Source organism: Mannheimia pernigra (assembly GCF_013377995.1).
Classification (GTDB): Bacteria; Pseudomonadota; Gammaproteobacteria; order Enterobacterales; family Pasteurellaceae; genus Mannheimia; species Mannheimia pernigra.
In genome coordinates this window covers 1-26,669 of the sequence record NZ_CP055305.1, presented here as the reverse complement: position 1 = coordinate 26,669, position 26,669 = coordinate 1, and the positions used below count along the sequence as shown (strand labels likewise).

The window sequence follows — 26,669 nt, the reverse complement described above, 5'->3', positions numbered from 1 at the left end:
ATAAAGCTAGAATAAATATAATGAATAATATAGAATACTCTCTCGTTTTAATGAGATTTATAAATAAAAAAACCGCCCTAATAATTAGGCGGTTATAAACCAATATGGTTCAAAATATACAGGAAGTGAAACGAGTAACGTCGTTACTCTAGTCTAGTTTCCTAGACCAATATGCAAACACAACATCATACTTAAAATTTAGATATAGAATAAATTCTAAGACTATCCAATAAGTATGAATAGTATTCTATTGTTTCTACTTTTAGCCATCAACCGAATTTTTTTTATTTTAACTATCAGAAAAAATAATGGGCTTACTTTTATTTTGATTAGGTAGTTAATTATATTTGAGTACTATGAACAAAAAACTCCCACCATTAAATGCGTTAAAAGCATTTGAATCTGCTGCTCGCCATTTGAATTTTACTAAAGCGGCAGAAGATCTTTTTGTAACCCAAGCCGCTGTTAGCCATCAAATTAAGTTATTGGAAGACTTTTTAGGTGTTTCGCTATTTCATCGCCGTAACCGTTTATTAGAATTAACTGAGTTAGGTGCTCAATATTTCTACGAGGTGCAGCCTTTATTGGAACAAATTGGGTTAGCAACCGATAAAGTTCGCCAACAGAGTAGACGCCAAATTCTAACTATTAGCGTACCTCAAACTTTTGGTATGCATTGGCTAGTACCACGCCTAGCGGATTTCAATAAAAAATATCCTGAGATTGAAGTGCGTATTAAAGGTGTGGATCAAGATGAAGGATTATTGGGTAAAGAAACCGATGTAGCGATTTATTATGGTAAAGGTGATTGGCAGGATTTGGAGTCTATCCGCTTAACTGAATCTCGCATTGTGATTTTGGCATCGCCAGAGTATTTGTCGCAAAATCGTATTCACTCAGCAGAAGATTTAATTAATAAGCATTTGCTACATTCTTCTACTTATAATAAGTGGAAAAGAATGATTGAACATCTTAATATCGCAGATAAAGTTGAGGCAGAAACGGGCGCTATTTTTAGTCATACCTTTATGGTGTTGCAAGCGGCAATGCACCAGCAGGGCGTGGCAATTGCGAATAAAATTTTAGCACAGCACGAAATTGAAAAAGGCACATTAATTGAGCCTTTCCCGACGTCACTTTTTGATGAAAAATCATTCTATGTTGTTTATTCACCTCAATCAGCACAGGTAGAAAAAGTGAAATGTTTCGTTGAATGGATACAACAAAAAATGGCAGAGTGCAGTGCTTAATATCTACAATCTTTTTTTACAAAAAATTATTAAAATGTGACCGCTTGCACTGGTTGTTTAAAAAGGAAAATTATGAAATACCAATGGGTATTGTTTGATGCGGATGAAACCTTGTTTTCATTTAATTCTTATTTAGGCTTGAAAAAAATGTTAGCTCGCTATCAGATTGATTTTAGCGAGCAGTCTTATCAAGAATTTCAAGCAATCAATAAACCGCTTTGGATTGCTTATCAAAATAATGAAATCACAGCACAAGATATTCAAAGACGCCGTTTTGCGAAATTATCAGAACAAACAGGAGTTGATCCATTAAGGCTCAATCAAGAATTAATGGCGGAAATGGCATTAGTTAGCCAACCATTAGACGGTGTTATTGACACATTGAATGCTTTATTTGGTAAAGTAAAAATGGGGATTATCACCAACGGTTTTACCGCATTACAGCAAAAGCGTTTGGATAATACTCAGACTTCACATTTTTTTGATATTGTGGTGATTTCTGAGAAGATTGGTTTTGCTAAGCCAGATCGTCAAATTTTTGATTATGCTTTTGCCTTAATGGGCGAGTTTGATCGCAGCAAAGTGCTGATGGTGGGCGATACTCTTTCCTCTGATATTTTAGGTGGGAACAATGCAGGTATCGATACTTGCTGGCTCAATACATTTAATTTGGAAAATGATACTGATATTAAGCCAACTTATGCCATTAACACAATCAGTCAAATTATTGAGATTGTAGAAGGAACACAAGAATGAAACTACAACAGCTACGTTACATTGTGGAAATAGTCAATCAAAACTTGAATATTACTGAGGCAGCGGAGGTGCTTTATACTTCGCAACCAGGTATTAGTAAACAGGTCCGTTTATTAGAAAGTGAGCTGGGGATTAATATTTTTGAACGTAACGGTAAGCACGTTAAAGGATTAACGCCTACAGGCGAGAAAATAGTGGCAATTGCCCGTGAATTATTAGTTAAAGCACAAAATATTAAATCTGTAGCACAGGAGCAAACACTTCCCAATAAGGGGGTGCTACGTATTGCAACAACGAATACCCAAGCTCGCTATATGTTGCCTGATGTGATTGAAAAATTTAAAGCTCGCTATCCAGAGGTGAGTTTACATTTGCATCAAGGTTCTCCAAGCCAAATTTATGATGCTTTAATGGCAGGAGAAGTGGATTTAGCCATAACCACCGAAGCACAATATTTGTTTGAGGAAGCAATCTTACTCCCTTGTTATTGGTGGAACCGTTCAGTGATTGTCAAGCGAAACCATCCATTAGCAGCTTTTGTGAACCAAAGTAAAAATTTAACTGTCGAAGAGCTAGGTAAATATGATTTGATCACCTATACATTTGGTTTTACAGGGCAATCAGATTTAGATCAAGCATTCAATAAAGAAGGTATATTGCCGAATATTGTATTTACTGCAACCGATGCAGATGTAATCAAAACCTATGTTCGTTTAGGTTTAGGGGTTGGAATTATGGCATCAATGGCACACACTGAAGCGGATAAAGATTTAGTTGCAATCAATGCCAGCCATTTATTCCAATCAAGTATGACCCAAATTGCATTTAAACGGGGAGCTTTTCTTCGTAACTATATGTATGATTTTATTAATTATTTTTCGCCACATTTAACACGAGTGCAAGTGGAGAAAGCTGAACAATTACGAGATAACAACGCAATCTCAAGATTGTTTGAAACAGTATCTTTAGAGGAGAAATAGATGAAGATTTGGCAGAAACTAACAACCGCGATTCTTGCGATTTTAGGGGTAATTTCGACCGCTTATGCAGAGAGTTATCATATTAAATACAGCTCAAATTACTTAATGCCAGCCTATATTCAATTTAATAACGAGGCAGGAAAATATGATATTCAAGCAAGAATTAATGTGCCGTTATATAAAATTGTATTCCTTGCTAAAGGAACAGAGAAAAATGGGCAATTTAATATGTTAAGTTATCGAGATACACGGAATGGTAAAACCTATGCAATGGCTGAGATTGATTCCAAAACGGTCACATACGGAAAAGTAAAAGAGCCATTAAAAGAAGAAGCGTTAACTATGCCGACTTATGATTTATTTACTACGGCATTCCAGCTAAGTTATTACGATAAATTACCAGAAAGTTTCCAAACTACGAATGGTAAGAAGTTGTATCCAACACTGAATGTGAAGCTACTCAAATCACAAAAAGAGGTGAAAGTTAGCGGTAAGGCTTATCAAGAAATCACCTATAAATTCCGAACCAGTGATAATAAAGACATCACGATAAAAAAATTTGAAGGCGAAAAATTCCCTCGCTACATCGCCTACAGCCGAGATGGCGATAATTACGAGCTCACTTTCGACAGATTTGTTAAATAAATACAAGCGGTTGTAAAATGTAAATATTTTGCAACCGCTTGTTCGTTTTTAGGATAGCAATTTTTTCTAACTTGCTGTAGACTATGCTCCCGTCCTGATAGTTCTCTTTGAGAGAATGTAATCCTATTTCCAATCCAATTAATCAGTAAAGGCAATAAAATGACAACGAATTATATTTTCGTAACGGGCGGTGTTGTATCTTCTTTAGGTAAAGGTATTGCAGCTGCCTCGCTTGCGTCTATTCTTGAAGCTCGTGGTTTAAATGTCACTATTATGAAATTAGACCCTTATATTAATGTCGATCCAGGTACAATGAGCCCGATTCAACACGGAGAAGTGTTTGTCACAGAAGATGGGGCGGAAACCGACTTAGACTTAGGTCACTATGAGCGTTTTATTCGTTCAAAAATGAGCAAAGCGAATAATTTCACCAGCGGTAAAATCTACTCTGAAGTATTGCGTAAAGAACGTCGCGGCGACTATTTAGGGGCAACAATTCAAGTTATTCCTCATATTACAAATGAAATTAAAGCACGTGTACTTGAAGGTGGAAAAGGTCGTGATGTGGCGATTGTTGAGGTTGGCGGCACAGTAGGTGATATTGAATCCCTCCCATTTTTAGAAGCATTACGCCAATTAGCGGTCGATATCGGTCGTGAAAAAGCATTATTTATGCACCTCACTCTTGTGCCTTATATTCCAACTGCAGGCGAGGTGAAAACGAAGCCAACTCAGCATTCAGTGAAAGAGTTGCTTTCAATTGGTATTCAGCCAGATGTGCTGATTTGTCGTTCAGATCGTTCGATCCCTGAAAACGAGAAGAAAAAAATTGCCTTATTCTGTAACGTGCCAGAGCGTGCGGTCGTTTCATTAAAAGATGTGGATTCCATTTACCGTATTCCTGAATTATTGAAATCGCAAGGTTTAGATTCATTTGTATGTGAGCGTTTTCGCTTAAACTGCCAAGAGGCGGATCTTTCAGAGTGGGAGCAAGTACTATACCGCCAAGCGAACCCGACAGGCGAGGTAACTATTGGTATGGTAGGTAAATATGTGGAATTGCCAGATGCGTATAAATCGGTGAATGAAGCGTTAAAACACGCAGGCTTAACCCATCGTTTAACGGTGAATATCAAATATATTGATTCGCAAGATATTGAAACCAAAGGCACGGAACTATTAGCTGGCTTAGATGGTATTTTAGTTCCAGGTGGTTTTGGCTATCGTGGTGTCGAAGGTAAAATCCGTACGGCACAATATGCTCGTGAAAATAATATTCCTTACTTCGGCATCTGTTTAGGTATGCAAATTGCCTTAATTGAATACGCTCGTAATGTAGCCGGTTTAACTGAAGCAAATTCTTCTGAGTTTGATAAAAACTGTCCTCAGCCAGTGATTGGTTTAATTACCGAATGGCAGGATGCAGAAGGTAATGTTGAAACTCGTTCTGATGAGTCGGACTTGGGGGGGACAATGCGTTTAGGTGCACAACAATGCCACTTAATTGAAGGTTCAAAAGTGCGTGAATTATATGCTGCAGAAACGATTGAAGAACGCCATCGTCATCGTTATGAAGTGAATAATAAATTATTGCCTCAAATTGAGGCGGCGGGGCTAAAAGTAACAGGTCTATCAGCCGATCGCAAATTAGTAGAAATTATTGAACTACCAAATCACCGTTGGTTTGTGGCAGCACAGTTCCACCCTGAATTTACATCAACCCCGCGTGACGGTCACCCGTTATTTGCTGGTTTTGTAAAAGCAGCCAAAGAACATCAAGAAAGCCGTAAGGCTTAATCCAGCTGACAAGCGGTTAAATTTGCTAATTTTTTGCGAAATTGACCGCTTGTGACTATCTATCATTCGTTAATTCAAACAGAGAGTTGAAACAAAATGACTAATCAAATTAATAGTACGCCTAAACAAGCGTTCGTGGGCTTACAAATGCTATTCGTGGCATTTGGTGCTTTAGTTCTTATGCCGTTAATTACTGGTTTAGATCCCAATACCGCTTTGCTAACCGCAGGGATAGGTACTCTTCTTTTCCAACTTTGCACTAAAGGGCAAGTGCCTATTTTTCTCGCTTCTTCATTTGCTTTTATTGCACCTATCCAATACGGAGTTCAACAATGGGGCATTCCTGTTACGATGGGAGGCTTAGTTTTCACTGGCTTAGTTTATTTCCTGTTAAGTACGCTAGTTAAGCTAAAAGGGACGAAAATTCTTGAGAAATTATTTCCACCAGTGGTTGTTGGACCAGTCATTATCATCATTGGATTAGGGCTTGCACCTGTTGCAGTCGATATGGCATTAGCAAAAGGTACGCAGATTGATCCAAATATCGCATTAATTATTTCGATGGCAACTTTAGTGGCAACATTAATTGTTGCAGTGTTTGCTAAAGGAATGATGAAATTGGTGCCGATTATGTTTGGGATTTTAGTAGGCTATCTGCTTTCACTTATCTATGGCATAATTGATTTTACTAAAGTGATTGAAGCAGAATGGTTTAGCCTGCCAACAATTACGACACCTGAGTTTAAATTAGAAGCGATTTTATACTTATTACCGATTGCATTAGCACCAGCGGTTGAACACGTTGGTGGTATTATGGCGATCAGTTCAGTAACAGGTAAAGATTTTATGAATAAACCAGGTTTGCACCGTACTTTATTAGGTGATGGTATTGCAACTTCAACGGCTGCATTTTTAGGTGGTCCGCCAAATACAACCTATGCAGAAGTAACAGGGGCAGTAATGCTTACTAAAAATTTCAATCCACGTGTAATGACGTGGGCCGCTTGTTGGGCAATTGCGATTTCATTTTGCGGAAAAGTGGGGGCATTTCTACAAACTATTCCAGGCGTAGTAATGGGCGGTATTATGATGTTGGTGTTCGGATCAATTGCGGCTGTTGGTATGAGTACACTGATTCGTGCGAAAGTTGATATGGGGCAAGCACGTAACTTGTGTATTGTGTCTGTTGTGATGACGTTTGGTATTGGTGGAATGTTTATCAACGTGGGCGAATTTTCATTGAAGGGAATTAGCCTGTGTGCGATAGCGGCAATTATTATGAATTTAGTGTTGCCAAAAGAGAAAACAGAATTAGAAAATTAATCAAAAGCAAAAGGATAAATCAATGCGATTTATCCTTTTTTACTCTTAATAGTAAGAGTGTTCGCCGTGTTGATGTTCGGTAATATCTCTTACCCCGGCCAATTCATCTGGGAATTGCATTAAAAGTTGTTTTTCAATTCCTTCTTTTAAGGTTACATCAACCATTGAGCAACCATTACAACCACCGCCAAATTGAAGCACTGCGTATTTATCTTCAGTGATTTCAATAAGGGTTACTTTACCACCATGGCTGGCTAGCTGCGGATTGACTTGGGTCTGAATCACATAATCTAAACGCTCAATAAAAGGGGCATCATCAGCCACTTTACGCATTTTTGCATTAGGTGCTTTTAGGGTGAGTTGTGAACCCATTGGATCCGTGACATAATCAATTTCTGCTTCGTCTAAAAACAGTAAACTCATATCATCGACAAAAGCGGAGAAATTATTAAATGTAAATTCTGTATCCGTTTCTTCTACTGCATTCGGCGGACAATAAGACACCCCACATTCTGCGCCAGGCGTGCCTGGATTGACGACAAAAATACGGATGTTTGTGCCTTCTTCTTGTTGCTCTAAAAGCCTTGAAAAATGGGCCTGTGCGGCATCTGAAATTGAAATATGAATCGTTTTCTCTTCCATTTTATCTTGTCCTGTAATAAAAAATATTCTATAAAAATCATCAACTATTCTACGCCTGAATTTGAAAATTGCCTAGCTAAAAATCGCCGCTTGTTTTTGAGATAAGATAGGCTGATTATAACTTGATGGGATAATCGCAAATCAACAAGAAAATTTGACCGCTTGCCTAAAATATTTATACCCATTCATAGGTACTATTTAATTTTACGGAGTAAAAATATTGATTTACTTCAAATTTTGGAAGAGGAAAAGTAAAAAAGAGGGGGTTTTTCTAGCCATAAGGGGGAATTTTTAGGTAGAATAGACGATTATATTTTTAGTTAATCTTTTGTTAAAAAATAATAAAGGTATAGAACAGATTTGAGAACTTAATGTAGCCTTTTGATAAGTGGGGGAATTCGTTTATCAAGTTTTGGCTGCGGCTCAATAGAAGCGATTGCGTTATTCGCAATCATATTTTTAACCCAAAAGAAAAAGTAGTGCAAACAATATGATTACAATCAAACAAGGCTTAGATCTTCCAATTTCAGGAGAGCCTGAGCAAGTAATCCATAACGGTAATACCGTTACTGAAGTTGCTATGCTTGGTGAAGAATATATAGGTATGCGTCCTTCAATGAAGGTGCGTGAAGGTGATGTAGTGAAGAAAGGTCAGGTTCTTTTTGAGGATAAAAAGAATCCTGGTGTTGTTTTTACTGCACCTGCAAGCGGTTCTGTTACGGCAATTAATCGTGGCGAAAGACGAATTCTTCAATCAGTAGTAATTAAGGTTGAGGGTGATGAGCAAATTACCTTTGCTTGTTATGGTGCTGATCAATTAGCTTCATTAACTTCAGAGCAAGTGAAACAAAACTTAGTTGAATCAGGCTTATGGACGGCTTTCCGTACTCGCCCATTCAGTAAAGTGCCTGCATTAGAGGCAAATCCTTCATCAATTTTTGTGAATGCAATGGATACAAATCCACTTGCTGCAAATCCTGAAGTGGTTATTGCTGAGCACCAGCAAGCGTTCTTTGATGGCTTAACGGTATTAAGTCGTTTATTTGAGGATCAAAAAACGATTCATCTTTGTGGTAGTGAGAACTCTCATATTTTAAGTGCAGTACAAAGTCGTCAAATTAGTAATGTGCAAATAAACCGTTTTAAAGGTCCACACCCAGCAGGCCTTGCGGGTACGCATATTCACTTTATTGATTCTGTAGGAATGAATAAGCAGGTTTGGTATTTAAATTATCAAGATGTGATTGCAATAGGTAAATTATTTACTACAGGTGAATTATTTACTGATCGTGTTGTAGCACTCGCTGGTCCACAAGTGAAAAGTCCTCGTTTGGTTCGTACGCGTTTAGGTGCAAACCTTTCTCAACTTACCTCAAATGAATTAAAAGCGGGTGAAAACCGTGTGATTTCAGGCTCAGTATTGTGTGGAACTACGGCAGTTGGTCCTCACGATTATTTAGGTCGTTATGCATTACAAGTTTCTGCGTTGTTAGAAGGGCGTGAAAAAGCATTTTTCGGTATGATCGCACCTTATGCAGATAAGTACTCTATTACACGTACAACAGTTGGGCATTTTGCTAAAAAATTATTTAACTTTACAACTGCTGTGCATGGTAGTGAGCGTGCGATGGTGCCAACAGGTGCTTATGAGCGAGTAATGCCATTGGATATTATTCCAACATTATTACTGCGTGATTTAGCAGCTGGGGATACAGATTCTGCTCAAGCTTTGGGCTGTTTAGAGTTAGATGAAGAAGATTTAGCGTTGTGTACTTTTGTGTGCTCTGGTAAAAACAACTGGGGACCATTGTTACGTGAAGCGTTAGATAAGATCGAGAAGGATGGTTAAAAATGGGTTTGAAAAATCTTTTTGAAAAAATGGAACCCGCTTTCCATAAAGGGGGAAAGTATGAAAGGTGGTACACACTGTTTGAAGCTGCCTATACGATTTTCTATACCCCAGGTACAGTGACTCGTAAAGATGCTCATGTGCGTGATGCAATTGACTCTAAGCGTATGATGTTAATTGTATGGTTAGCATTATTCCCAGCGATGTTCTACGGGATGTACAATGTAGGGCACCAAGGTATTTTGGCAGCATTAAATTTAGGTACATTAAGTGATTTAATTGCAAATGACTGGCACTATAGTTTTGCAAACAGCTTAGGTTCTGTAACCGATGCAGGTTGGGGAACTAAAATGGTCTTAGGTGCAACTTATTTTCTACCCATTTATTTAACGGTATTTGCAGTGGGTGGTTTTTGGGAAGTTATATTTGCAATGGTGCGTAAGCATGAGATCAACGAAGGTTTCTTCGTAACCTCAATCTTATTAGCATTAATTGTTCCACCAACACTACCGCTTTGGCAAGCAGCTCTCGCAACCACCTTTGGTGTTGTAGTGGCGAAAGAGGTATTTGGTGGTGTAGGTAAAAACTTTATGAACCCAGCACTTGCAGGTCGTGCATTCCTATTCTTTGCTTATCCAGCACAAATTTCTGGTGATGCGGTATGGGTTGCTGCTGACGGCTTCTCTGGTGCAACTGCACTTTCTCAATGGGCAGTTGGTGGTCAAGGTGCATTACAACATATTGCAACAGGCGAAACTATTACTTGGATGGATGCATTTTTAGGTAATATTCCAGGTTCTATAGGTGAAACTTCTACATTAATGCTTATTATTGGTGCTGCAATTATTGTCTTTGCTCGTATTGCTTCTTGGCGAATCATTGCTGGTGTTATGATTGGTATGGCTGCAACATCAACATTATTTAATGTTATTGGCTCTGACACTAACCCATTATTTTCAATGCCTTGGCACTGGCATTTAGTGTTAGGTGGCTTTGCATTAGGTATGTTCTTTATGGCAACCGACCCAGTATCTGCATCTTTTACTAATAAAGGTAAATGGGCATACGGCCTTTTAATTGGCTTTATGTGTGTATTAATTCGTGTGGTAAACCCAGCATATCCAGAAGGTATGATGTTGGCAATTTTATTTGCTAACTTATTTGCCCCAATCTTTGACTACTTAGTAGTTAGAGGGAATATCAAACGTAGATTAGCGAGGGTATCAAACAATGGCTAAATTTAACAAAGATAGCGTTGGCGGAACCATTACCGTTGTTGTTCTGCTTAGTTTAGTTTGTGCTTTAATTGTGGCTGGTTCTGCTGTATTGTTAAAGCCTACTCAAGAAGAACAAAAAGCCCTTGATAAACAAAAAAATATCTTAAGTGTTGCTGGTCTATTACCACAAGATACTAAATCAAGCGAAATTAAAGATATTTATGCAAAAAATATTGAAGCTAAAATTGTTGATTTACAGACAGGCGAATATGTAGAAGGCGTAACTAACTTTGATGCTAAAGCAGCCGCTAAAGATCCTGAACAAAGTGTGAAAATTCAGCCAGAGCAAGATAAAGCTGGCATTCGTACTCGTGCAAAATATGCGGAAGTGTATTTAGTTAAGGATAGTGAGAATAAAGTAAACCAAATTGTACTGCCAATTTACGGTACAGGTTTATGGTCTGTGATGTATGGTTTTGTTTCTGTTGAACCAGATGCTAATACAATTAAAGGGATTACTTTCTACGATCATGGTGAAACACCAGGATTAGGTGGAGAGATTGAAAATCCTCGTTGGCAACAAAACTTTGTTGGTAAAAAATTACAAAATGAGCAAGGTCAATCTGCAATTATTGTGGCTAAAGGTGCTTCAGCTAATAAAGATCACGGTATTGATGGACTATCTGGTGCAACACTAACATCAAAAGGTGTTGATGGTACTTTTAAATATTGGTTCGGAGAAAATGCTTTTGGACCTTATTTAGCAAAATTAAAAGCGAGGGCTAACTAATGGCTGAGAAAAGTAATCTCAAATCGTTATTATTGAATCCAATAGTCAATAGTAACCCGATTGCATTACAGATCTTAGGTATCTGTTCTGCTTTAGCGGTAACAACAAAATTAGAAACAGCCTTTGTAATGGCGATTGCTGTCAGTTTTGTAACAGCTTTCTCAAGTTTCTTTATTGCATTAATCCGTAACTATATTCCAAATAGCATTCGTATTATTGTTCAAATGGCCATTATTGCTTCATTGGTAATTGTAGTCGATCAAATCTTACGTGCTTATGCTTACGGTTTGTCTAAACAGCTCTCAGTATTTGTAGGGCTTATTATTACTAACTGTATCGTAATGGGACGTGCAGAAGCATTTGCAATGAAATCTTCCCCTATGGAAAGTTTTGTTGATGGCATCGGTAATGGTTTAGGTTATGGTGCAATGTTAATTGTTGTAGGTTTCTTCCGTGAATTAATTGGCTCTGGTAAATTGTTTGGTGTAACTATTTTCCAAACGGTGCAAGATGGCGGCTGGTACCAAGCAAATGGTTTATTCTTATTAGCACCAAGTGCGTTCTTTATCATCGGTTTTATTATTTGGGGATTAAGAACGTGGAAACCAGAGCAAGTGGAGAAATAAGATGGAACATTATCTTAGTTTATTAGTGAAGTCCATTTTCGTTGAGAATATGGCACTTGCATTCTTCTTAGGTATGTGTACATTTCTTGCAGTATCTAAAAAAGTTTCAACAGCTTTTGGTTTAGGTATTGCAGTTACTGTTGTACTAGCTATTTCTGTGCCAGCAAACCAATTGGTTTATGAGCATATTTTAAAAGAAGGTGCATTAGTTGAAGGTGTAGATCTCACTTTCCTTAACTTTATTACGTTTATCGGTATTATTGCTGCGATTGTTCAAATTTTAGAAATGGTATTAGATAAATACTTCCCTGCACTTTACTCTGCACTTGGTATTTTCCTTCCCCTTATTGCGGTAAACTGTGCAATCTTTGGTGGTGTATCATTTATGGTACAACGTGAGTACAATTTGGGCGAATCTGTAGTTTACGGGATTGGTGCAGGTCTAGGTTGGATGTTAGCAATCGTTGCACTTGCAGGTTTAACTGAAAAAATGAAATATTCAGATATTCCAGCAGGTCTTCGTGGCTTAGGGATTACTTTTATCTCAGCAGGTTTAATGGCATTAGGCTTTATGTCGTTTTCAGGCATTCAATTATAGGAGCATATCGTGGATAGTAATTTTATTTTCGGTATTATCGCATTTACTGCTCTGGTATTAGTGCTTGCGGTGATTATCCTTTTAGCTAAATCTAAATTAGTAGATTCTGGCGATATCACAATTTCGATCAACAATGATCCAGAAAAAGACATCACTCTTCCAGCTGGCGGAAAATTACTCGGTGCTTTAGCGAGCAAAGGGATTTTTGTTTCCTCAGCTTGTGGTGGTGGTGGCTCTTGTGGGCAATGTAAAGTGCAAGTGAAATCAGGCGGCGGTGAAATTCTCCCAACTGAGTTATCACACATTTCGAAGAAAGAAGCGAAAGAAGGCTGGCGTTTAGCATGCCAAGTAAACGTGAAATCTTCAATGGATGTTGAACTTCCAGAAGAAATTTTTGGCGTGAAAAAATGGGAGTGTACTGTTATTTCTAATGATAACAAAGCAACTTTCATCAAAGAGCTTAAACTTCAAATTCCTGAGGGTGAAGAGGTGCCATTCCGTGCTGGTGGTTATATCCAAATTGAAGCAGAGCCACATACCGTTAATTATAAAGACTTCGATATTCCAAAAGAATACCACGAAGACTGGGATAAATTTAACTTATGGCGTTATGTCTCAAAAGTGGATGAGCATATTATCCGTGCTTACTCAATGGCTTCATACCCAGAGGAGAAAGGTATTATTATGCTAAATGTGCGTATTGCGACACCTCCACCAAAACAGCCTGATGCTCCTCCAGGACAAATGTCTTCATACATTTGGTCATTAAAAGCGGGCGACAAAGTAACAATTTCTGGTCCATTTGGTGAATTCTTCGCCAAAGATACTGATGCAGAAATGGTATTTATTGGTGGTGGCGCAGGTATGGCACCAATGCGTTCGCATATTTTTGACCAATTAAAACGCTTAAAATCTAAACGTAAGATGACCTTCTGGTACGGTGCTCGTTCAGAGCGTGAAATGTTCTATACCGAAGACTTCGATATGCTTCAAGCAGAAAACGATAACTTCAAATGGTATGTAGCACTTTCTGATCCACTACCAGGTGACCGTGAAGACTACTTCCGTGGCTTCATTCACAATGTGCTTTATGAAAATTACCTGAAAAATCACGAAGCACCTGAAGACTGTGAATACTATATGTGTGGTCCACCGGTGATGAATGCCGCCGTAATCGGTATGCTGAAAAGCTTAGGTGTTGAAGATGAAAACATCTTGTTAGATGATTTCGGCGGCTAATAGCCCTTCGTTTCAATAAACAACAAGCGGTTGATTTTGCAGAGTTTTTTGTAAAATCAACCGCTTGCTATTTCAATATAGGGTAGAAAAATAAAAAGTTCGATATCTCAGCTCTTCAAAAAGCCTTTTATTTCACTGAGAGAACCATTAGTCGTATTGAAAAACAGTTTATTTTTGTCGTAAAAAATTTAAATAATTGATTTTACAGAGATATACCGTGCTAATTTAAGTATAGAATATGCTATAATTCTGCCAAATTCTTAAGCCTATTAATCCTCATGAAAAAATTATTTCTTCTATGTACTACTCTTTTTATTTTAACCGCTTGCGGAAAAGCCCCAGAGCAAATCGTCTTGCAAGGCAAAACAATGGGAACGACTTACACAGTCAAATATATTGATAATGGCGAAGTGAAGAACTTAGCTAATCCTGAAAAAGTAAAAAATGAGTTAGATGGTTTATTAGTTGAAGTGAACAACCAAATGTCCACTTACCAACCAGATTCTGAAATTAGCCAATTTAATCAACTCAAAGAAGCGAACCAAGCGGTTGAAATTTCGCAAGATTTTGCAAAAGTAGTGGAAGAGGCTATTCGTTTAAATAAAATGACAGAAGGGGCACTAGATATTACGGTTGGGCCACTAGTAAATTTATGGGGATTTGGACCCGATAAGCGTTTAAACATAGTGCCTTCTGACGAGAAAATTAAAGAATTGTCTAGCTATGTTGGCATTGATAAAATCAACCTAAAAATGGGTGATAAGCCAACGCTGACTAAAACGGTGCCTAATCTTTATTTAGATTTATCTTCTATTGCGAAAGGTTTTGGCGTAGATAAGCTAGCGGAATATCTTGAAAATGCAGGTGTGAGCAACTACTTAGTAGAAATCGGTGGTGAGCTGCGTGGTAAAGGTAAAAATTTAAAAGGATTAGATTGGCGAATTGCGATTGAACAGCCTATAATGGAGCAATCTCAATCTGCACAAATTACAGTGCCTTTACATAATTTAGGTATGGCAACATCGGGCAATTACCGTAATTATTTTGAAGATGAAAACGGCAACCGTCTTTCACATATTATTGACCCACAAAAATTAAGCCCGGTGAGCCACAATTTAGCTTCAATTACCGTCCTTGCCCCAACAACGATGACAGCAGACGGATTATCAACGGGCTTATTTGTACTAGGCGCAGAAAAAGCCTTGGCACTGGCAGAGCGTGAAAAGTTAGCGATATTTTTAATTATTAAAAATGGTGACAAGTTTGAGTCGCAAATGTCGAGCGAATTTAAAAAATTGATTCAATTACAATAGTTGGAGTGTAAAATGGAAACAGTATTATTAACCTTTGGTTTTTTTATTGCAGTGATTTTTGCAATGTCAATTGGCTTTATTGTGAAAGGTAAAACCATCAAAGGCAGTTGTGGTGGCATTACCGCTTTAGGTATGAAAAAAATGTGCGACTGTGAAGAGCCCTGTGATAACTTAAAATCGAAAATCGCAGACGGCACGGCAGATCCTGAAGAAGTAGCACATTTTAATAAAGAACCACAATTTTACGAAGTGAAGTAATTTATCTTTACACTCTAAATTTTATTATCTATGTATAAGCGGTACGATTTGCAAAATTTTTTGCAAATTTCACCGCTTGCTGCTTTTATAACAAACCAATGTGCTTCGCCTTAACCGAAGTTACGGGAGACTTATGACAACTCAATTAACCTCAAAAACGTATGATATCCATTTCCCTAAACTAACGCCAGAACAGCTTGCTGAAAATGCTAAGAAAAAAGTGATTATTGGTATGTCAGGTGGGGTAGATTCCTCTGTTTCTGCTTTTATTCTTCAACAACAAGGCTATATCGTTGAGGGCTTGTTTATGAAAAATTGGGAAGAAGATGATGACACAGATTACTGCACTGCAGCCGCTGATTTAGCGGATGCTCAAGCTGTGGCTGGTAAGCTGGGAATAAAATTGCATAAAATCAATTTTGCAGCGGAATATTGGGACAACGTATTTGAATATTTCTTAGCAGAATATAAAGCAGGACGTACGCCAAATCCTGATATCTTGTGTAACAAAGAGATCAAATTCAAAGCATTTTTGGAATATGCGGCAGAAGATCTTGGTGCAAACTATATCGCTACAGGGCATTACGTTCGCCGTAGTGAGGACGATCAAAACGCAAAATTACTGCGTGGTTTAGATGAAAATAAAGATCAGAGCTATTTTTTATACGCTATCAATAAAAAGCAAGTTGGGCAGAGTTTATTCCCTGTCGGCGAAATTGAAAAGCCGATTGTGCGGGCGATTGCTGAAGATTTGGGTTTGGCAACGGCGAAGAAAAAAGATTCGACTGGAATTTGTTTTATCGGTGAGCGTAAATTTAAAGATTTCTTAGCACGCTACCTGCCAGCTCAACCTGGCGAAATTCGCACGGTGGAGGGGAAAGTGGTTGGTCGCCACGATGGTTTAATGTACCACACGCTCGGTCAGCGTAAAGGTTTAGGGATTGGTGGTGTAAAAGGCTTGAGTGAAGATCCGTTTTATGTGGTGGAGAAAGATCTCATCAATAATGTTCTGGTGGTGGCTCAAGGGCACGATAATTCAGCACTACTTTCAACTGGCTTAATTGCAAAACAACTCACCTGGGTAGATATGCAACCACTGCGTGAAAATTTACGTTGTACTGTGAAAACTCGTTATCGTCAGGCAGATATTGCCTGTGAAATTCAAGTAATTGATGATGAAACTATTCGCGTGGTATTTGATGAGCCGCAAATTGCAGTGACGCCAGGTCAATCAGCCGTGTTTTATTTAGGTGAAGTTTGCCTAGGCGGTGGAATTATTGAAGCACAGCTAAAATAATTTTAATAAATATTGAAATATTTTGCATATTTATGCAAAATAGCACAAGCAAAAAAGGAAGGCGATAAAGCACCTTTTCATTTTGATAATATAAAAGGAATAGAATTATGGCTCTTTGGGGTGGACGTTTTACACAACAAGCAGATGCAAAATTTAAATATTTTAATGACTCATTACGTTTTGATTATCGCTTAGTCATTCAAGATATTGAAGGGTCAATAGGTTGGGCAAAAGCGATTACATCAGTCGGTATTTTAACGGAAGCAGAGTTAGAACAGCTGATTGCAGCATTGAAAGAAGTGCGTGCGGAGGTGGAGGCTAATTTAACCATCATCTTAAAAGATGATGCAGAAGATATCCACAGCTGGGTTGAATCTAAGTTAATTGAGAAAGTAGGTGATTTAGGTAAAAAATTGCACACTGGGCGTAGCCGTAATGACCAAGTTGCGTTAGACATTAAAATGTGGTGCAAAGTACAAGCAACGGCGTTGCAAGAGCGTATTCGTGCGTTGCAAGAACGTTTAGTTTCCGTGGCGGAAGAGAATCAAAATTCGGTAATGCCTGGCTACACGCACTTGCAACGTGCACAGCCTGTTACTTTTGCCCATTGGTGTATGGCATATTATGAAATGCTTGAGCGTGATTTCAGCCGTTTAAATGATGCGAATAAACGTATGAGCACTTGCCCACTTGGTTCGGGTGCATTAGCGGGAACTGCTTATGGTATTGATCGTGATCTCCTTGCCCGTGATTTGGGCTTTGAAGAAGCGACGCGTAACAGTTTAGATAGCGTGTCAGACCGCGATCATATTTTGGAATTACTTTCAACTGCTGCCATCAGTATGGTGCATTTATCACGTTTTGCCGAAGATTTGATTATTTTCAATAGCGGCGAATCGGGCTTTCTTGAAATGTCTGATCGCGTCACTTCAGGCTCATCACTTATGCCACAGAAGAAAAACCCAGATGCTTGCGAGCTAATTCGTGGTAAATCAGGGCGTGTATTTGGGGCATTAACAGGGCTTTTAACCACTTTAAAAGGTTTACCGCTTGCTTATAACAAAGATATGCAAGAAGACAAAGAAGGTATTTTTGATGCCCTTGAAACTTGGCAAGCTTGTTTGGAAATTGCAGAATTAGTGTTGGTTGATATTCAAGTGAATACGGAACGTACTCGTGAAGCCGCACAGCAAGGCTATGCAAATGCAACTGAATTAGCCGATTACCTTGTGGTGAAGGGGGTGCCATTTCGTGAAGCACATCATATTGTGGGGGAAGCCGTGGTTTATGCCATCAGCAAAAAAGAGCCACTTGAGGCATTAAGCATTAGAGAATTCCAACAATTCCACCACACAATTAGCGATGATGTTTATCCTATTCTGTCATTAGAATCCTGCTTAGAAAAACGTTGTGCTAAAGGTGGAGTAAATCCACAGCGTATTGCAGAAGCAATTGCGGCAGCAAAAGCCTCTTTAGCTTCTTAAATTTTCCGAGATACAAGCGGTCATATTTTTAATGAAATTTGCAAAAAATTTTTTAAATATGGCCGCTTGTTTGCTAAATTTTTAAGATTTTTGCTCGTTACGATTGCAAAATGGGCATTACCTCTTTAAACTTTCGAGTAATTTTTGAATTTTATTTCCACTATTTTATTTCAAGAGTGTTATATGACCGAATCAGTGAATCCTATTCAGGAGCAGCCTAATTCAGCTCTCACTTTAGGGCAGAAATTAAGAGCAGCTCGTGAGGCATTAAATCTTTCAATTGTAGAAGTAGCTCAAAAAACAAATCTAAAAAAATCACATATTGATTCTATTGAAAATGATATTTTTATTTTAAAAAATGTTGCTCCAACCTTTGTGCGTGGTTATGTACGTAATTATGTGAAATTTTTACGGTTGCCCGAATCATTGGTTTCTTCTGTCAATTATGGTGAGGTAACTATTCCGAAAGAGGTTACAAAAGTTGCTCCTGTACGATCATCGTCTAATTCGCAGGGTAAAGCATTAAAATATTTAACCATATTAGTGCTTTTAGCTGCGTTAGGTATGACACTTTTATGGTGGTGGCAAGGTTATCAAAAAGATCAGGAAAATCGTGAGCAGCTAGTTAATTCAGCACCTATTGCTCAAATTACGAACGATTTACCAGAGGAATCTAATGCGTTAGTTATTGAACAACCAGTTCAGTCTGAAGAATTGTTACCTGCACAAGAACAAACTGCGGAGCAACCAAAAACTGAAACAGAAATAACGACTGAACCTGCGAATGTTTTGCAAAAAGCAGAAACGATAATAGATGTTGACGTAGCAGAGCCACCAGTAGTGGTAGGCAATGATGAATTACGCATTGAAATTACTGGCTCACAAAGTTGGGTTACGGTAAGAAATGCTAAAAATAAACGTTTAGCGGAGAAGCTTTACAGTAATGGCGAAGTATTAACCTTTAATGAAAATGAGCAATACCGCTTAACCATCGGCGCGCCAGCAAACGTAAAAATTTACTACAAAGGAGAGGAAGTACCGTTAAAAATTGATGGACGTGTTGCTCGTATCCGTTTGCCGTTGCAATAATCTTCTTAAGAATAAAACGCACGTAAATATAACCGTTTCGTCGTTATTTTCTACGAGTGTTTTCTGTTCTACAACTTTTAACTACTAGAAAGAATATGATACATCAATCACCAATTAAACGTCGGGTATCGAAAAAAATCTATGTCGGTAATGTGCCAGTAGGGGGAGATGCCCCGATTTCTGTACAATCAATGACCAATACACGCACCACAGATGTGGAGGCAACAGTAGCTCAAATTAAAGCGTTAGAACGTGTTGGGGCAGACATTGTGCGTGTTTCTGTACCAACAATGGATTCTGCGGAAGCATTTAAAGTGATTAAACAGCAAGTGAATGTGCCGTTGGTTGCGGATATTCATTTTGATTATCGTATTGCGTTAAAAGTGGCGGAATACGGCGTAGATTGCCTGCGTATTAATCCGGGTAATATTGGTAATGAAGAGCGTATTCGTGCGGTAGTTGATTGTGCAAGAGATAAAAATATTCCAATCCGCATTGGCGTTAATGCAGGATCACTTGAGCGTGATTTGCAAGAGAAGTATGGCGAACCTACGCCACAAGCGTTGTTGGAGTCAGCATTACGTCACGTGGATCATCTTGATCGTCTCAATTTTGATCAATTTAAAGTAAGTGTGAAAGCTTCAGATGTGTTCTTAGCGGTTGAATCTTATCGACTGCTTGCAAAACAAATAGATCAGCCGCTACATTTAGGGATCACGGAAGCAGGTGGGGCAAGAGCGGGATCTGTAAAATCTGCGGTTGGGCTAGGCTTGTTATTAGCGGAAGGTATTGGTGATACTTTACGTATTTCTCTGGCTGCCGATCCAGTAGAAGAAATTAAAGTGGGTTTTGATATTTTAAAATCTCTGCGTATCCGCTCACGTGGCATTAACTTTATTGCTTGCCCAACTTGCTCACGCCAAGAAATTGATGTGATTGCAACAGTAAACGAGCTAGAGCAGCGTTTAGAAGATATTATCACCCCGATGGATGTTTCTATTATCGGTTGTGTGGTCAATGGTCCAGGTGAAGCACTGATCTCTGATTTAGGCGTAACGGGCAGTAATAAAATGAGTGGTTTTTATTTAGATGGCGTGCGTCAAAAAGAGCGTTTTGATAATGCAAAATTAATTGACCAACTAGAAGCTAAAATCCGTGCTAGAGTGGCACAACAGAACAACCGTATAGATATTGTAAATAAATAGGAATAAAACTGTGGCAAAAACAATACAAGCAATTCGTGGAATGAACGATTGTTCACCTACTGAGTCTCCATTATGGCAATGGGTTGAAGAAAAAGTACGTCACGTATTAGCCTGTTACGGCTATTCAGAAGTGCGTATGCCAATTGTTGAAAGTACGCCGTTATTTGCTCGTGCGATTGGCGAAGTCACCGATGTGGTATCTAAAGAAATGTACACATTCTGGGATAATGATGAGCAATTAACCCTTCGCCCCGAAGGCACAGCAGGTTGTGTGCGTGCAGCAATTGAGCGTGGCTGGATTTATAATAACGAACAACGCTTGTGGTATATAGGACCAATGTTCCGCCATGAACGCCCACAAAAAGGACGTTATCGCCAATTTCATCAAGCGGGTGTTGAGGTTTTCGGTATTCCTAATCCCGAAATTGATGCAGAATTAATTCTTTTAACTGCTCGCCTTTGGAAAGCTTTGGGCATTGAGCAACACGTTTCGCTTCAACTTAATTCCATTGGTTCATTAGAGGCTCGAGCAAATTATCGGTCGGCATTGGTAAAATTTTTGGAAAATCACACCGCTTTAATGAGTGAGGAAGAGAAAGAGCGTTTAGTAAAAAACCCACTGCGTATTCTCGATACAAAAAATGAAACATTACAAGCAGTGCTAAATGAGGCACCAAAATTGCTTGATTATTTAGATGATGAGAGCCGTGAGCATTTTGCTCAATTATGTGGTTTACTTGATGCAATGGGCATTTGTTACGAAGTCAACCCCAAATTAGTACGTGGGTTAGATTATTACAACAAAACTGTATTTGAATGGGTTACTTCCGCTTTAGGTTCACAAGGTACTGTTTGCGGTGGTGGGCGTTATGATGGTTTAGTTGAGCAGCTTGGCGGACACGCAACACAAGGTGTTGGTTTTGCAATGGGGTTAGAGCGTTTAGTATTGCTTGTGCAAGAAGTGAACAAAGAGATTGATTTACCCAAAGCAGTTGATGTTTATCTTGTTTTCTCGGGCGAAGGCTCAACCGTAAATGCCTTCGAAATTGCAGAACAAATTCGTACTGAAATACCGCAACTGCGTGTAATGAGCCACTGTTCAGGTGGAAAATTCCAAAAACAATTTAAACGTGCAGATAAAATGGAAGCAAAGATTGCATTAGTAATTGGCGAAAGTGAAGTGGCAGAAAAAAAAGTGGTTATCAAAGACCTACGTTCAGGTTCTGAGCAGATCACGATTGCACAATCAGAACTAATTGCTGAACTTAATAAACGATTTTAGGAGAAAAAATGAGTAACGAATATTTAAATAAAACCGAAGAACAGCAGTTTGAAGATGCCAAAAATTGGTTTAAGGAAAATGGTACCCCTATTTTAGTCGCAATTATTTTAGTTTGTGCAGCCAGTTTGGGGTGGAATTTTTGGAAAAACCATCAGCTTGAAACGGCACAAAAGACTTCCGCATCATATCAGCGTGTGATGGAGAGCTATTTGCAAAATCCAAATAAAAATCAACCGCTTGTAGAAAAGTTTATTGCGGATAATCAAGATTCAAGCTATGCGACTTTTGCACAATTTGAGCGAGCAAAACAAGCGGTCGAAAAAGGCGATTTTTTTGCAGCTAAAGTAGCGTTACAATCCGCTTTAACTCAATCTGATTCTACATTGAAAACGTTGGCTCGTTTTCGTTTAGCACAAGTGGATTACCAATTAAAATCTTACGATGAAGCACTTGCAGGTCTTACTCAGATTCAAGATAAAGCGTGGGAGTTACGTAAGCAAATCCTAATTGGCGATATTCTTGTTGCAAAAGGTGATAAGCCTGCCGCTAAAATGGCTTACGAACAAGCTAGATTAAATGCGGCTCCTCAAGAGCAAACTTTAATTGATGTGCGTTTGAATAATTTATAAAAATAAAGCCTGATTGAAAATAGAAAGTCAATCAGGCTTTTATATTTTTGATGTTGAGGGTTAATTTTTTCATAGAAAAACAAATTTCTTGCCATAGTGGATGATTAGAAACCTAGAATATTGTAATAATTGTTACAAAAGTAGTAAAAACTTATTAAAAAAACTACTATCAAAAAATAAATTTGATTATAATAGAAGCGTAAAGTGAAAAGGAGAGTATTCTCTTTTTTCTATTGATAGTAATTTATTTTGATGGTTTATTTTGCTTGAAGTATTTTTAATTGAAAATTTATTTCAATCAATTTTAAAATTTAAATTCAATCAATCGCTTTTTATTTGGTAAATGTATTGAATTAAGATAACGTTTATCAAATGGCTAGCTCATTTAGTTAGCCTAAGTAAATTAATAAGGTTGCTTTTTGGATAAATAAGTAATCCCTATTTCATATTATTTTATTTATTGGTTATTAGGAGAAAATATGCAACATTCATATACGTCAGCTAGACGACCTTCGTGGCGCGGCATTTTGGCTGGGCTTGTTATGGGCTTAGTTGTTAGCATGGTTATGTTTGCTTTAGCGTTAGTTGTCGGTTCATTCTTGTCATTGGATTTAAGCGGTGCTGGCATTGCTGCAGGCGTTTATGCTGTTATCACAGCTTTAATCAGTGCTTTTGTTGCAGGCTATTTTGCTGTTAAGGCATCAGCACCTGAAGCTTTATTTGGTGATGGCACTGACATCTTACCAAAAGATGCTGTCTTAACGGGTATCTTGACTGCCGCTACTATCATCGTTATCACTACTTTTTCAACTATGAACGGGCTAGGTAACGTTGCTCGTACTGCAGGTTCTGCGATCAATTCGACAGCTAGTGTAACTACGAGTGTTATCAGTTCAAGTTCTATCGGTTCTATTATTTCTGAAGAACTAGAAGAGGCATCTGCTGGAGAATCAGGTAATGTGATTAATATCATTGCCAATAAAGCACAAGAGCTTTATCAACAAGTTACTGGCAACATCAGTCGTGAAGATATTGAACAATGGGTTGCTAAAAACAACGATACATTCTCTAAAGAGCAAATCAGTGCGTCTGCTAATGTGGTAGAAAAAATGGTTAATACCACTAAAAATGAAATCAAAAATATGGACTTTACCAGCATTGAGACTTGGAAAAATCTAGATGATTATGCTAAAAAACGTGCTGCTGAAATTGAGAATGCGTTAACAGGTGATAAAATCATCGTTCAGTTAAAAAATGAAGGTTTAAGCGAAGCTGAAGCTCAGCAAATTCGCAATGAAGCAGTTTCTGCTTATCAAGAATATAAAGCTAAAATTGAGCAAGCTGTTGCTGATGCTAAAGCTAAAGCAGAACAAGCTTTAGCTACTGCTGAAGAAGCTGCTCGTAAAGCTGCACTATATTCGGGTCTATTTTGGTTAATTAGCACACTATTAACCTTTGTAGCTTGTGTGCTTGGTGCGAAAAAAGCTGCTGCGAACTATCGTTTAGCTCGCCCTTTGGCTCACTAATCAATACGCGTAGTATCGAAAAGCTATACGCTTTGATCTAAATCTAAAATTTAGGCTATTTTAATTTAAGGACTAAGTTCTGTATTGCACGGGCTTAGTCCTTTTTGTTTTCGCTAGCAGCTGATTGTTATAGTGTTAATGATCCGATTTACTGTTTTGGAGATAACATTGATTTGCTGTTTGAAAGATTAGTTGTATTTAGGCATAAAAAATCTGCACCTTAATCAGTGTTAACTTTTGGGGGCAGATCAAATAGGGGCTTATTATTTAGAGCATCTAGGATTATAGACGCATCGGCATAATTACATATTCTGCAGAGGGGTTATCACAATCTTCAATTAAGCAGCTTGAGCTAGAATCAACTAGGCTGAAGCGTACTCGTTGGCATTTTAAAGTGTTTAGCACGTCTAACACATAGCTTACATTAAAGCCGACTTCCATTTCTGGGCTGTCGTAGGCGACATCAATCATCTCTTCAGCTTCTTCTTGCTCTGGATTATTAGCGGTAATTTTAAGTAAGTTGTTGCTTAGCGTTAAGCGTACGCCTCTAAATTTTTCGTTTGAAAGAATCGCAGCACGCATTAAAGCACGTTTTAAGGTTTCAGTGTCAGCTTCTAAAATACGATCTGCGTTGCGAGGAAGTACTCGGCGGTAGTCTGGAAATCTACCGTCAATGAGTTTGGAGGTAAATACGATACCATTCATCGTAATACGAATATTGCTTGAACCAATCTCTAAACGTACTTCGTCATTGCTTGCAGACACCAAACGTGAAAGTTCAAGAACGGCTTTTCGTGGCACAATAACGGAATGGGTTAAAAGCTCCTGGTTTAACACCATAGTACAAACAGCTAAACGATGTCCGTCTGTTGCTATTGTGCGTAACAAGTTACCTTCGGTTTCAAACTTCATACCGTTTAAGAAATATCGGGCGTCTTGGTTTGCCATTGAAAATTGGGTTGCATCAATAAGTCGTGCAAGAGTAGATTGCTCAATAGAAAAATCGACTTCAGGGCTCCAATCCATTAAATTTGGATAGTCGCTGGCAGGCAAAGTAGCTAGGCTAAATTTACTACGACCTGCTTTGATGAGGGCTTTATCTTCTTCAAATTCAACTGAAATCACGCTGTCATCAGGCAAACTTTTGCTGATATCTAAGAATTTTTTTGCTGGAATGGTAAATTTTCCAGCAAAATCGACCGCTTGTAGTAGCTGAGCTTGGGTGGTCAATTCAACTTCTAAATCTGTTCCTGTTAAGGATAAACGATCGCCTTCAATTCTTAACAAAATATTGTTAATGACTGGCAAAGTTGGGCGGCTGCTCAATACGCTGCATACTTGTTGTAAAGGTTTAAGTAACTGGTCTCTAGTAATCGTAATTTGCATAATCATTCCTTTATTCTTAACGGCTTAAGATGATAATTTACGAGTTAAATTAATATAATCTTCTTGGATGCCACTTTCAGTATCACGTAATTCATTAATCGTTTTGCAGGCGTGTAGCACAGTTGTGTGATCTCGTCCGCCAAATTCTCTGCCAATTTCAGGCAAGCTATGATTAGTAAGCTCTTTTGCTAATGCCATCGCCATTTGGCGAGGGCGGGCAACGCTTCTCGCACGGCTTTTCGATTTAATATCTGCCACTTTAATGCCATAATATTCCGCTACAATTCGCTGAATATTTTCAAGCGTAATTAAGTAATCGAATGAGGCGAATAGATCTTGTAAGGTTTCACGTACGGCATCAACAGTAATTGGGCGGAGTGTGAGTTTTTGCCACGCAATGACACGGTTTAATGCACCTTCTAATTCACGCACATTCGTACGGAGTTTTTGCCCCATCAAATAAGCGGCCTCTTCTTGCAAATCTGCACCTCGTTCTAAGGCTTTTTGGCGAAGAATGGCTACTCGGGTTTCTAATTCAGGTGGCTCAATCGTGGCACTAATACCGCCACTTAAACGAGATTTAATCGCCGTGTCAATTTTATCAATATTTTTAGGTAATATATCAGAAGTCAGAATAATCTGTTTTTTCTGTTCAAATAGTGCATTTAATAGATGTAAAAACTCTTCTTGAACTTTTGGCTTATTTGCTAGGAATTGAATATCATCAATCATTAATACATTTAGTGAACGATAGAACTTCTTAATTTTTTCCGCATCACTATTGGAGCTATTAATTGCTTTAATAATATCTCGATAAAAACGCTCAAGATGGATATATAGCACACGAATGGTTGGATTGCGTTTGATTAACTCATTACCAATCGCGTGTAATAAGTGGGTTTTGCCTAAGCCTGTGCCCGCATAGAAAGAGAGTGGATTGCAATGGCTTTCACCTAAATTATCTACCACTTGTTGAGCCACCAATTTCGCTAGTTGGTTGGAGCGGCCTTGTACAAAATTATCAAAAGTTTGATGCGGATTTAAGCCTGTTTTAAAGCCCGTATTGGCAAATTCTGATGGTGCGTTTTGAGTACCAAGTTGGGGCTTTGGTTGCTCGGTGGGCTTAATACCCACTTTTAGCGTAACAACTAAATGATCATTTTTAGCTAAAAAGCGAGCAAGATCGGTAATTTCGGATAAAAATTTGTCTTTAACCCAATTTTCAACAAATTGATTTTGAGCATAAAGCGTGAGTTCTCCATTGTCAGAACTGGCCTGTAGAGGACGTAGCCAAGTGCTGTAGTCGGTTGGCGATACTTTCGTTTGTAAGTGATTAAGGCAATCAGACCAAAGGGAAGACACAATTTGCTCCAAAATTATTGTTATGAATGGCGTAATGATACCTGAAAAAAGGGGAGAAATCTTGCAAATTTTTGATAGTTTCGGTGTAAGTTTTAAGGTGATTTTAATTGGTAAGCAAGCGGTCAT

At 38.3% G+C, this 26,669-nt stretch carries 24 protein-coding genes; 21 read left to right on the top strand and 3 right to left on the bottom strand.

Annotation, left to right across the window (positions count from 1 at the left end; translation table 11 throughout):
- Window positions 1-356: 356 nt before the first annotated feature.
- The 6 genes from HV560_RS00120 (at window position 357) to HV560_RS00095 (ending at window position 6,751) form a co-directional block, all read left to right on the top strand.
- Window positions 357-1,250, top strand: coding sequence for a transcriptional regulator GcvA (locus HV560_RS00120; RefSeq protein WP_159628480.1), 894 nt, complete (start codon window positions 357-359; stop codon window positions 1,248-1,250).
- 72 nt (window positions 1,251-1,322) lie between these two features.
- Window positions 1,323-2,006 carry a pyrimidine 5'-nucleotidase gene (gene yjjG, locus HV560_RS00115; protein ID WP_176811878.1) on the top strand — a complete coding sequence of 228 codons (684 nt, stop codon included), beginning with the start codon at window positions 1,323-1,325 and terminating at the stop codon, window positions 2,004-2,006.
- On the top strand, window positions 2,003-2,986 hold the full coding sequence (gene cysB, locus HV560_RS00110) for an HTH-type transcriptional regulator CysB (RefSeq protein WP_176809237.1): 984 nt from the start codon (window positions 2,003-2,005) through the stop codon (window positions 2,984-2,986). Before yjjG ends, cysB begins: the two co-directional genes overlap by 4 nt.
- Window positions 2,987-3,631, top strand: coding sequence for a hypothetical protein (locus HV560_RS00105; protein WP_176811877.1), 645 nt, complete (start codon window positions 2,987-2,989; stop codon window positions 3,629-3,631).
- A 159-nt stretch (window positions 3,632-3,790) separates the two neighbouring features.
- Window positions 3,791-5,428, top strand: coding sequence for a CTP synthase (locus HV560_RS00100; protein WP_159628476.1), 1,638 nt, complete (start codon window positions 3,791-3,793; stop codon window positions 5,426-5,428).
- 96 nt (window positions 5,429-5,524) lie between these two features.
- Window positions 5,525-6,751: a uracil-xanthine permease family protein gene (locus HV560_RS00095; RefSeq protein WP_176807333.1), complete on the top strand. Its 1,227-nt coding sequence runs from the start codon at window positions 5,525-5,527 to the stop codon at window positions 6,749-6,751.
- A 45-nt stretch (window positions 6,752-6,796) separates the two neighbouring features.
- On the opposite strand, the gene nfuA is transcribed toward HV560_RS00095, so the two are convergent.
- Window positions 6,797-7,393, bottom strand: coding sequence for a Fe-S biogenesis protein NfuA (nfuA, locus tag HV560_RS00090; RefSeq protein ID WP_176807332.1), 597 nt, complete (start codon window positions 7,391-7,393; stop codon window positions 6,797-6,799).
- A gap of 490 nt (window positions 7,394-7,883) precedes the next feature.
- Between nfuA and HV560_RS00085 the strand changes: the two genes are divergently transcribed.
- The 15 genes from HV560_RS00085 (at window position 7,884) to HV560_RS00015 (ending at window position 23,795) form a co-directional block, all read left to right on the top strand.
- The gene (locus HV560_RS00085) at window positions 7,884-9,242 is read left to right on the top strand and encodes a Na(+)-translocating NADH-quinone reductase subunit A (protein WP_159628474.1); all 1,359 of its coding nucleotides are present in this window, start codon (window positions 7,884-7,886) and stop codon (window positions 9,240-9,242) included.
- A gap of 2 nt (window positions 9,243-9,244) precedes the next feature.
- Window positions 9,245-10,480: an NADH:ubiquinone reductase (Na(+)-transporting) subunit B gene (locus HV560_RS00080; protein ID WP_159628473.1), complete on the top strand. Its 1,236-nt coding sequence runs from the start codon at window positions 9,245-9,247 to the stop codon at window positions 10,478-10,480.
- Window positions 10,473-11,249: a Na(+)-translocating NADH-quinone reductase subunit C gene (locus HV560_RS00075; protein ID WP_176807330.1), complete on the top strand. Its 777-nt coding sequence runs from the start codon at window positions 10,473-10,475 to the stop codon at window positions 11,247-11,249. Before HV560_RS00080 ends, HV560_RS00075 begins: the two co-directional genes overlap by 8 nt.
- A complete protein-coding gene (locus tag HV560_RS00070) occupies window positions 11,249-11,875 on the top strand; it encodes an NADH:ubiquinone reductase (Na(+)-transporting) subunit D (protein WP_159628471.1) in 627 nt (208 codons plus the stop codon). Before HV560_RS00075 ends, HV560_RS00070 begins: the two co-directional genes overlap by 1 nt.
- A 1-nt stretch (window position 11,876) precedes the next feature.
- Entirely contained in the window at window positions 11,877-12,473 is a 597-nt protein-coding gene (gene nqrE, locus HV560_RS00065) for an NADH:ubiquinone reductase (Na(+)-transporting) subunit E (RefSeq protein ID WP_176807329.1), read from the top strand.
- A 9-nt stretch (window positions 12,474-12,482) separates the two neighbouring features.
- Window positions 12,483-13,712, top strand: coding sequence for an NADH:ubiquinone reductase (Na(+)-transporting) subunit F (nqrF, locus tag HV560_RS00060; protein WP_176807328.1), 1,230 nt, complete (start codon window positions 12,483-12,485; stop codon window positions 13,710-13,712).
- Window positions 13,713-13,990: 278 nt separating this feature from the next.
- Entirely contained in the window at window positions 13,991-15,025 is a 1,035-nt protein-coding gene (locus HV560_RS00055; RefSeq protein ID WP_176809232.1) for an FAD:protein FMN transferase, read from the top strand.
- 12 nt (window positions 15,026-15,037) lie between these two features.
- Complete coding sequence (nqrM, locus tag HV560_RS00050) at window positions 15,038-15,283, top strand: (Na+)-NQR maturation NqrM (protein ID WP_176809231.1); 246 nt, start codon at window positions 15,038-15,040, stop codon at window positions 15,281-15,283.
- A 133-nt stretch (window positions 15,284-15,416) separates the two neighbouring features.
- Complete coding sequence (mnmA, locus tag HV560_RS00045; RefSeq protein ID WP_176811876.1) at window positions 15,417-16,580, top strand: tRNA 2-thiouridine(34) synthase MnmA; 1,164 nt, start codon at window positions 15,417-15,419, stop codon at window positions 16,578-16,580.
- A 107-nt stretch (window positions 16,581-16,687) separates the two neighbouring features.
- The gene (gene argH / locus HV560_RS00040) at window positions 16,688-18,064 is read left to right on the top strand and encodes an argininosuccinate lyase (protein WP_176811875.1); all 1,377 of its coding nucleotides are present in this window, start codon (window positions 16,688-16,690) and stop codon (window positions 18,062-18,064) included.
- 183 nt (window positions 18,065-18,247) lie between these two features.
- Complete coding sequence (locus tag HV560_RS00035) at window positions 18,248-19,153, top strand: RodZ domain-containing protein (RefSeq protein WP_176809228.1); 906 nt, start codon at window positions 18,248-18,250, stop codon at window positions 19,151-19,153.
- A gap of 95 nt (window positions 19,154-19,248) precedes the next feature.
- Window positions 19,249-20,358: a flavodoxin-dependent (E)-4-hydroxy-3-methylbut-2-enyl-diphosphate synthase gene (gene ispG / locus HV560_RS00030; RefSeq protein WP_159628463.1), complete on the top strand. Its 1,110-nt coding sequence runs from the start codon at window positions 19,249-19,251 to the stop codon at window positions 20,356-20,358.
- A 10-nt stretch (window positions 20,359-20,368) separates the two neighbouring features.
- Window positions 20,369-21,640: a histidine--tRNA ligase gene (hisS, locus tag HV560_RS00025; RefSeq protein WP_176811874.1), complete on the top strand. Its 1,272-nt coding sequence runs from the start codon at window positions 20,369-20,371 to the stop codon at window positions 21,638-21,640.
- 8 nt (window positions 21,641-21,648) lie between these two features.
- Window positions 21,649-22,269, top strand: coding sequence for a YfgM family protein (locus HV560_RS00020; protein ID WP_176811873.1), 621 nt, complete (start codon window positions 21,649-21,651; stop codon window positions 22,267-22,269).
- A 566-nt stretch (window positions 22,270-22,835) separates the two neighbouring features.
- Window positions 22,836-23,795 carry a hypothetical protein gene (locus tag HV560_RS00015; protein WP_202880334.1) on the top strand — a complete coding sequence of 320 codons (960 nt, stop codon included), beginning with the start codon at window positions 22,836-22,838 and terminating at the stop codon, window positions 23,793-23,795.
- 282 nt (window positions 23,796-24,077) lie between these two features.
- Here HV560_RS00015 and dnaN read toward each other — a convergent pair whose 3' ends face one another.
- On the bottom strand, window positions 24,078-25,181 hold the full coding sequence (gene dnaN / locus HV560_RS00010) for a DNA polymerase III subunit beta (RefSeq protein WP_176807318.1): 1,104 nt from the start codon (window positions 25,179-25,181) through the stop codon (window positions 24,078-24,080).
- 24 nt (window positions 25,182-25,205) lie between these two features.
- Entirely contained in the window at window positions 25,206-26,555 is a 1,350-nt protein-coding gene (gene dnaA, locus HV560_RS00005; protein WP_176810349.1) for a chromosomal replication initiator protein DnaA, read from the bottom strand.
- Between the last annotated feature and the right edge of the window lie 114 nt (window positions 26,556-26,669).

Coding starts and splice junctions, on each gene's coding strand:
- HV560_RS00085 (WP_159628474.1), top strand. CDS start 7,884: ATGATTACAATCAAACAAGGCTTAGATCTTCCAATTTCAGGAGAGCCT.
- HV560_RS00120 (WP_159628480.1), top strand. CDS start 357: ATGAACAAAAAACTCCCACCATTAAATGCGTTAAAAGCATTTGAATCT.
- HV560_RS00015 (WP_202880334.1), top strand. CDS start 22,836: ATGTTTGCTTTAGCGTTAGTTGTCGGTTCATTCTTGTCATTGGATTTA.
- HV560_RS00075 (WP_176807330.1), top strand. CDS start 10,473: ATGGCTAAATTTAACAAAGATAGCGTTGGCGGAACCATTACCGTTGTT.
- HV560_RS00020 (WP_176811873.1), top strand. CDS start 21,649: ATGAGTAACGAATATTTAAATAAAACCGAAGAACAGCAGTTTGAAGAT.
- HV560_RS00100 (WP_159628476.1), top strand. CDS start 3,791: ATGACAACGAATTATATTTTCGTAACGGGCGGTGTTGTATCTTCTTTA.
- mnmA (WP_176811876.1), top strand. CDS start 15,417: ATGACAACTCAATTAACCTCAAAAACGTATGATATCCATTTCCCTAAA.
- HV560_RS00095 (WP_176807333.1), top strand. CDS start 5,525: ATGACTAATCAAATTAATAGTACGCCTAAACAAGCGTTCGTGGGCTTA.
- ispG (WP_159628463.1), top strand. CDS start 19,249: ATGATACATCAATCACCAATTAAACGTCGGGTATCGAAAAAAATCTAT.
- HV560_RS00080 (WP_159628473.1), top strand. CDS start 9,245: ATGGGTTTGAAAAATCTTTTTGAAAAAATGGAACCCGCTTTCCATAAA.
- yjjG (WP_176811878.1), top strand. CDS start 1,323: ATGAAATACCAATGGGTATTGTTTGATGCGGATGAAACCTTGTTTTCA.
- HV560_RS00055 (WP_176809232.1), top strand. CDS start 13,991: ATGAAAAAATTATTTCTTCTATGTACTACTCTTTTTATTTTAACCGCT.
- HV560_RS00105 (WP_176811877.1), top strand. CDS start 2,987: ATGAAGATTTGGCAGAAACTAACAACCGCGATTCTTGCGATTTTAGGG.
- nfuA (WP_176807332.1), bottom strand. CDS start 7,393: ATGGAAGAGAAAACGATTCATATTTCAATTTCAGATGCCGCACAGGCC.
- HV560_RS00035 (WP_176809228.1), top strand. CDS start 18,248: ATGACCGAATCAGTGAATCCTATTCAGGAGCAGCCTAATTCAGCTCTC.
- nqrE (WP_176807329.1), top strand. CDS start 11,877: ATGGAACATTATCTTAGTTTATTAGTGAAGTCCATTTTCGTTGAGAAT.
- HV560_RS00070 (WP_159628471.1), top strand. CDS start 11,249: ATGGCTGAGAAAAGTAATCTCAAATCGTTATTATTGAATCCAATAGTC.
- dnaN (WP_176807318.1), bottom strand. CDS start 25,181: ATGCAAATTACGATTACTAGAGACCAGTTACTTAAACCTTTACAACAA.
- cysB (WP_176809237.1), top strand. CDS start 2,003: ATGAAACTACAACAGCTACGTTACATTGTGGAAATAGTCAATCAAAAC.
- argH (WP_176811875.1), top strand. CDS start 16,688: ATGGCTCTTTGGGGTGGACGTTTTACACAACAAGCAGATGCAAAATTT.
- nqrM (WP_176809231.1), top strand. CDS start 15,038: ATGGAAACAGTATTATTAACCTTTGGTTTTTTTATTGCAGTGATTTTT.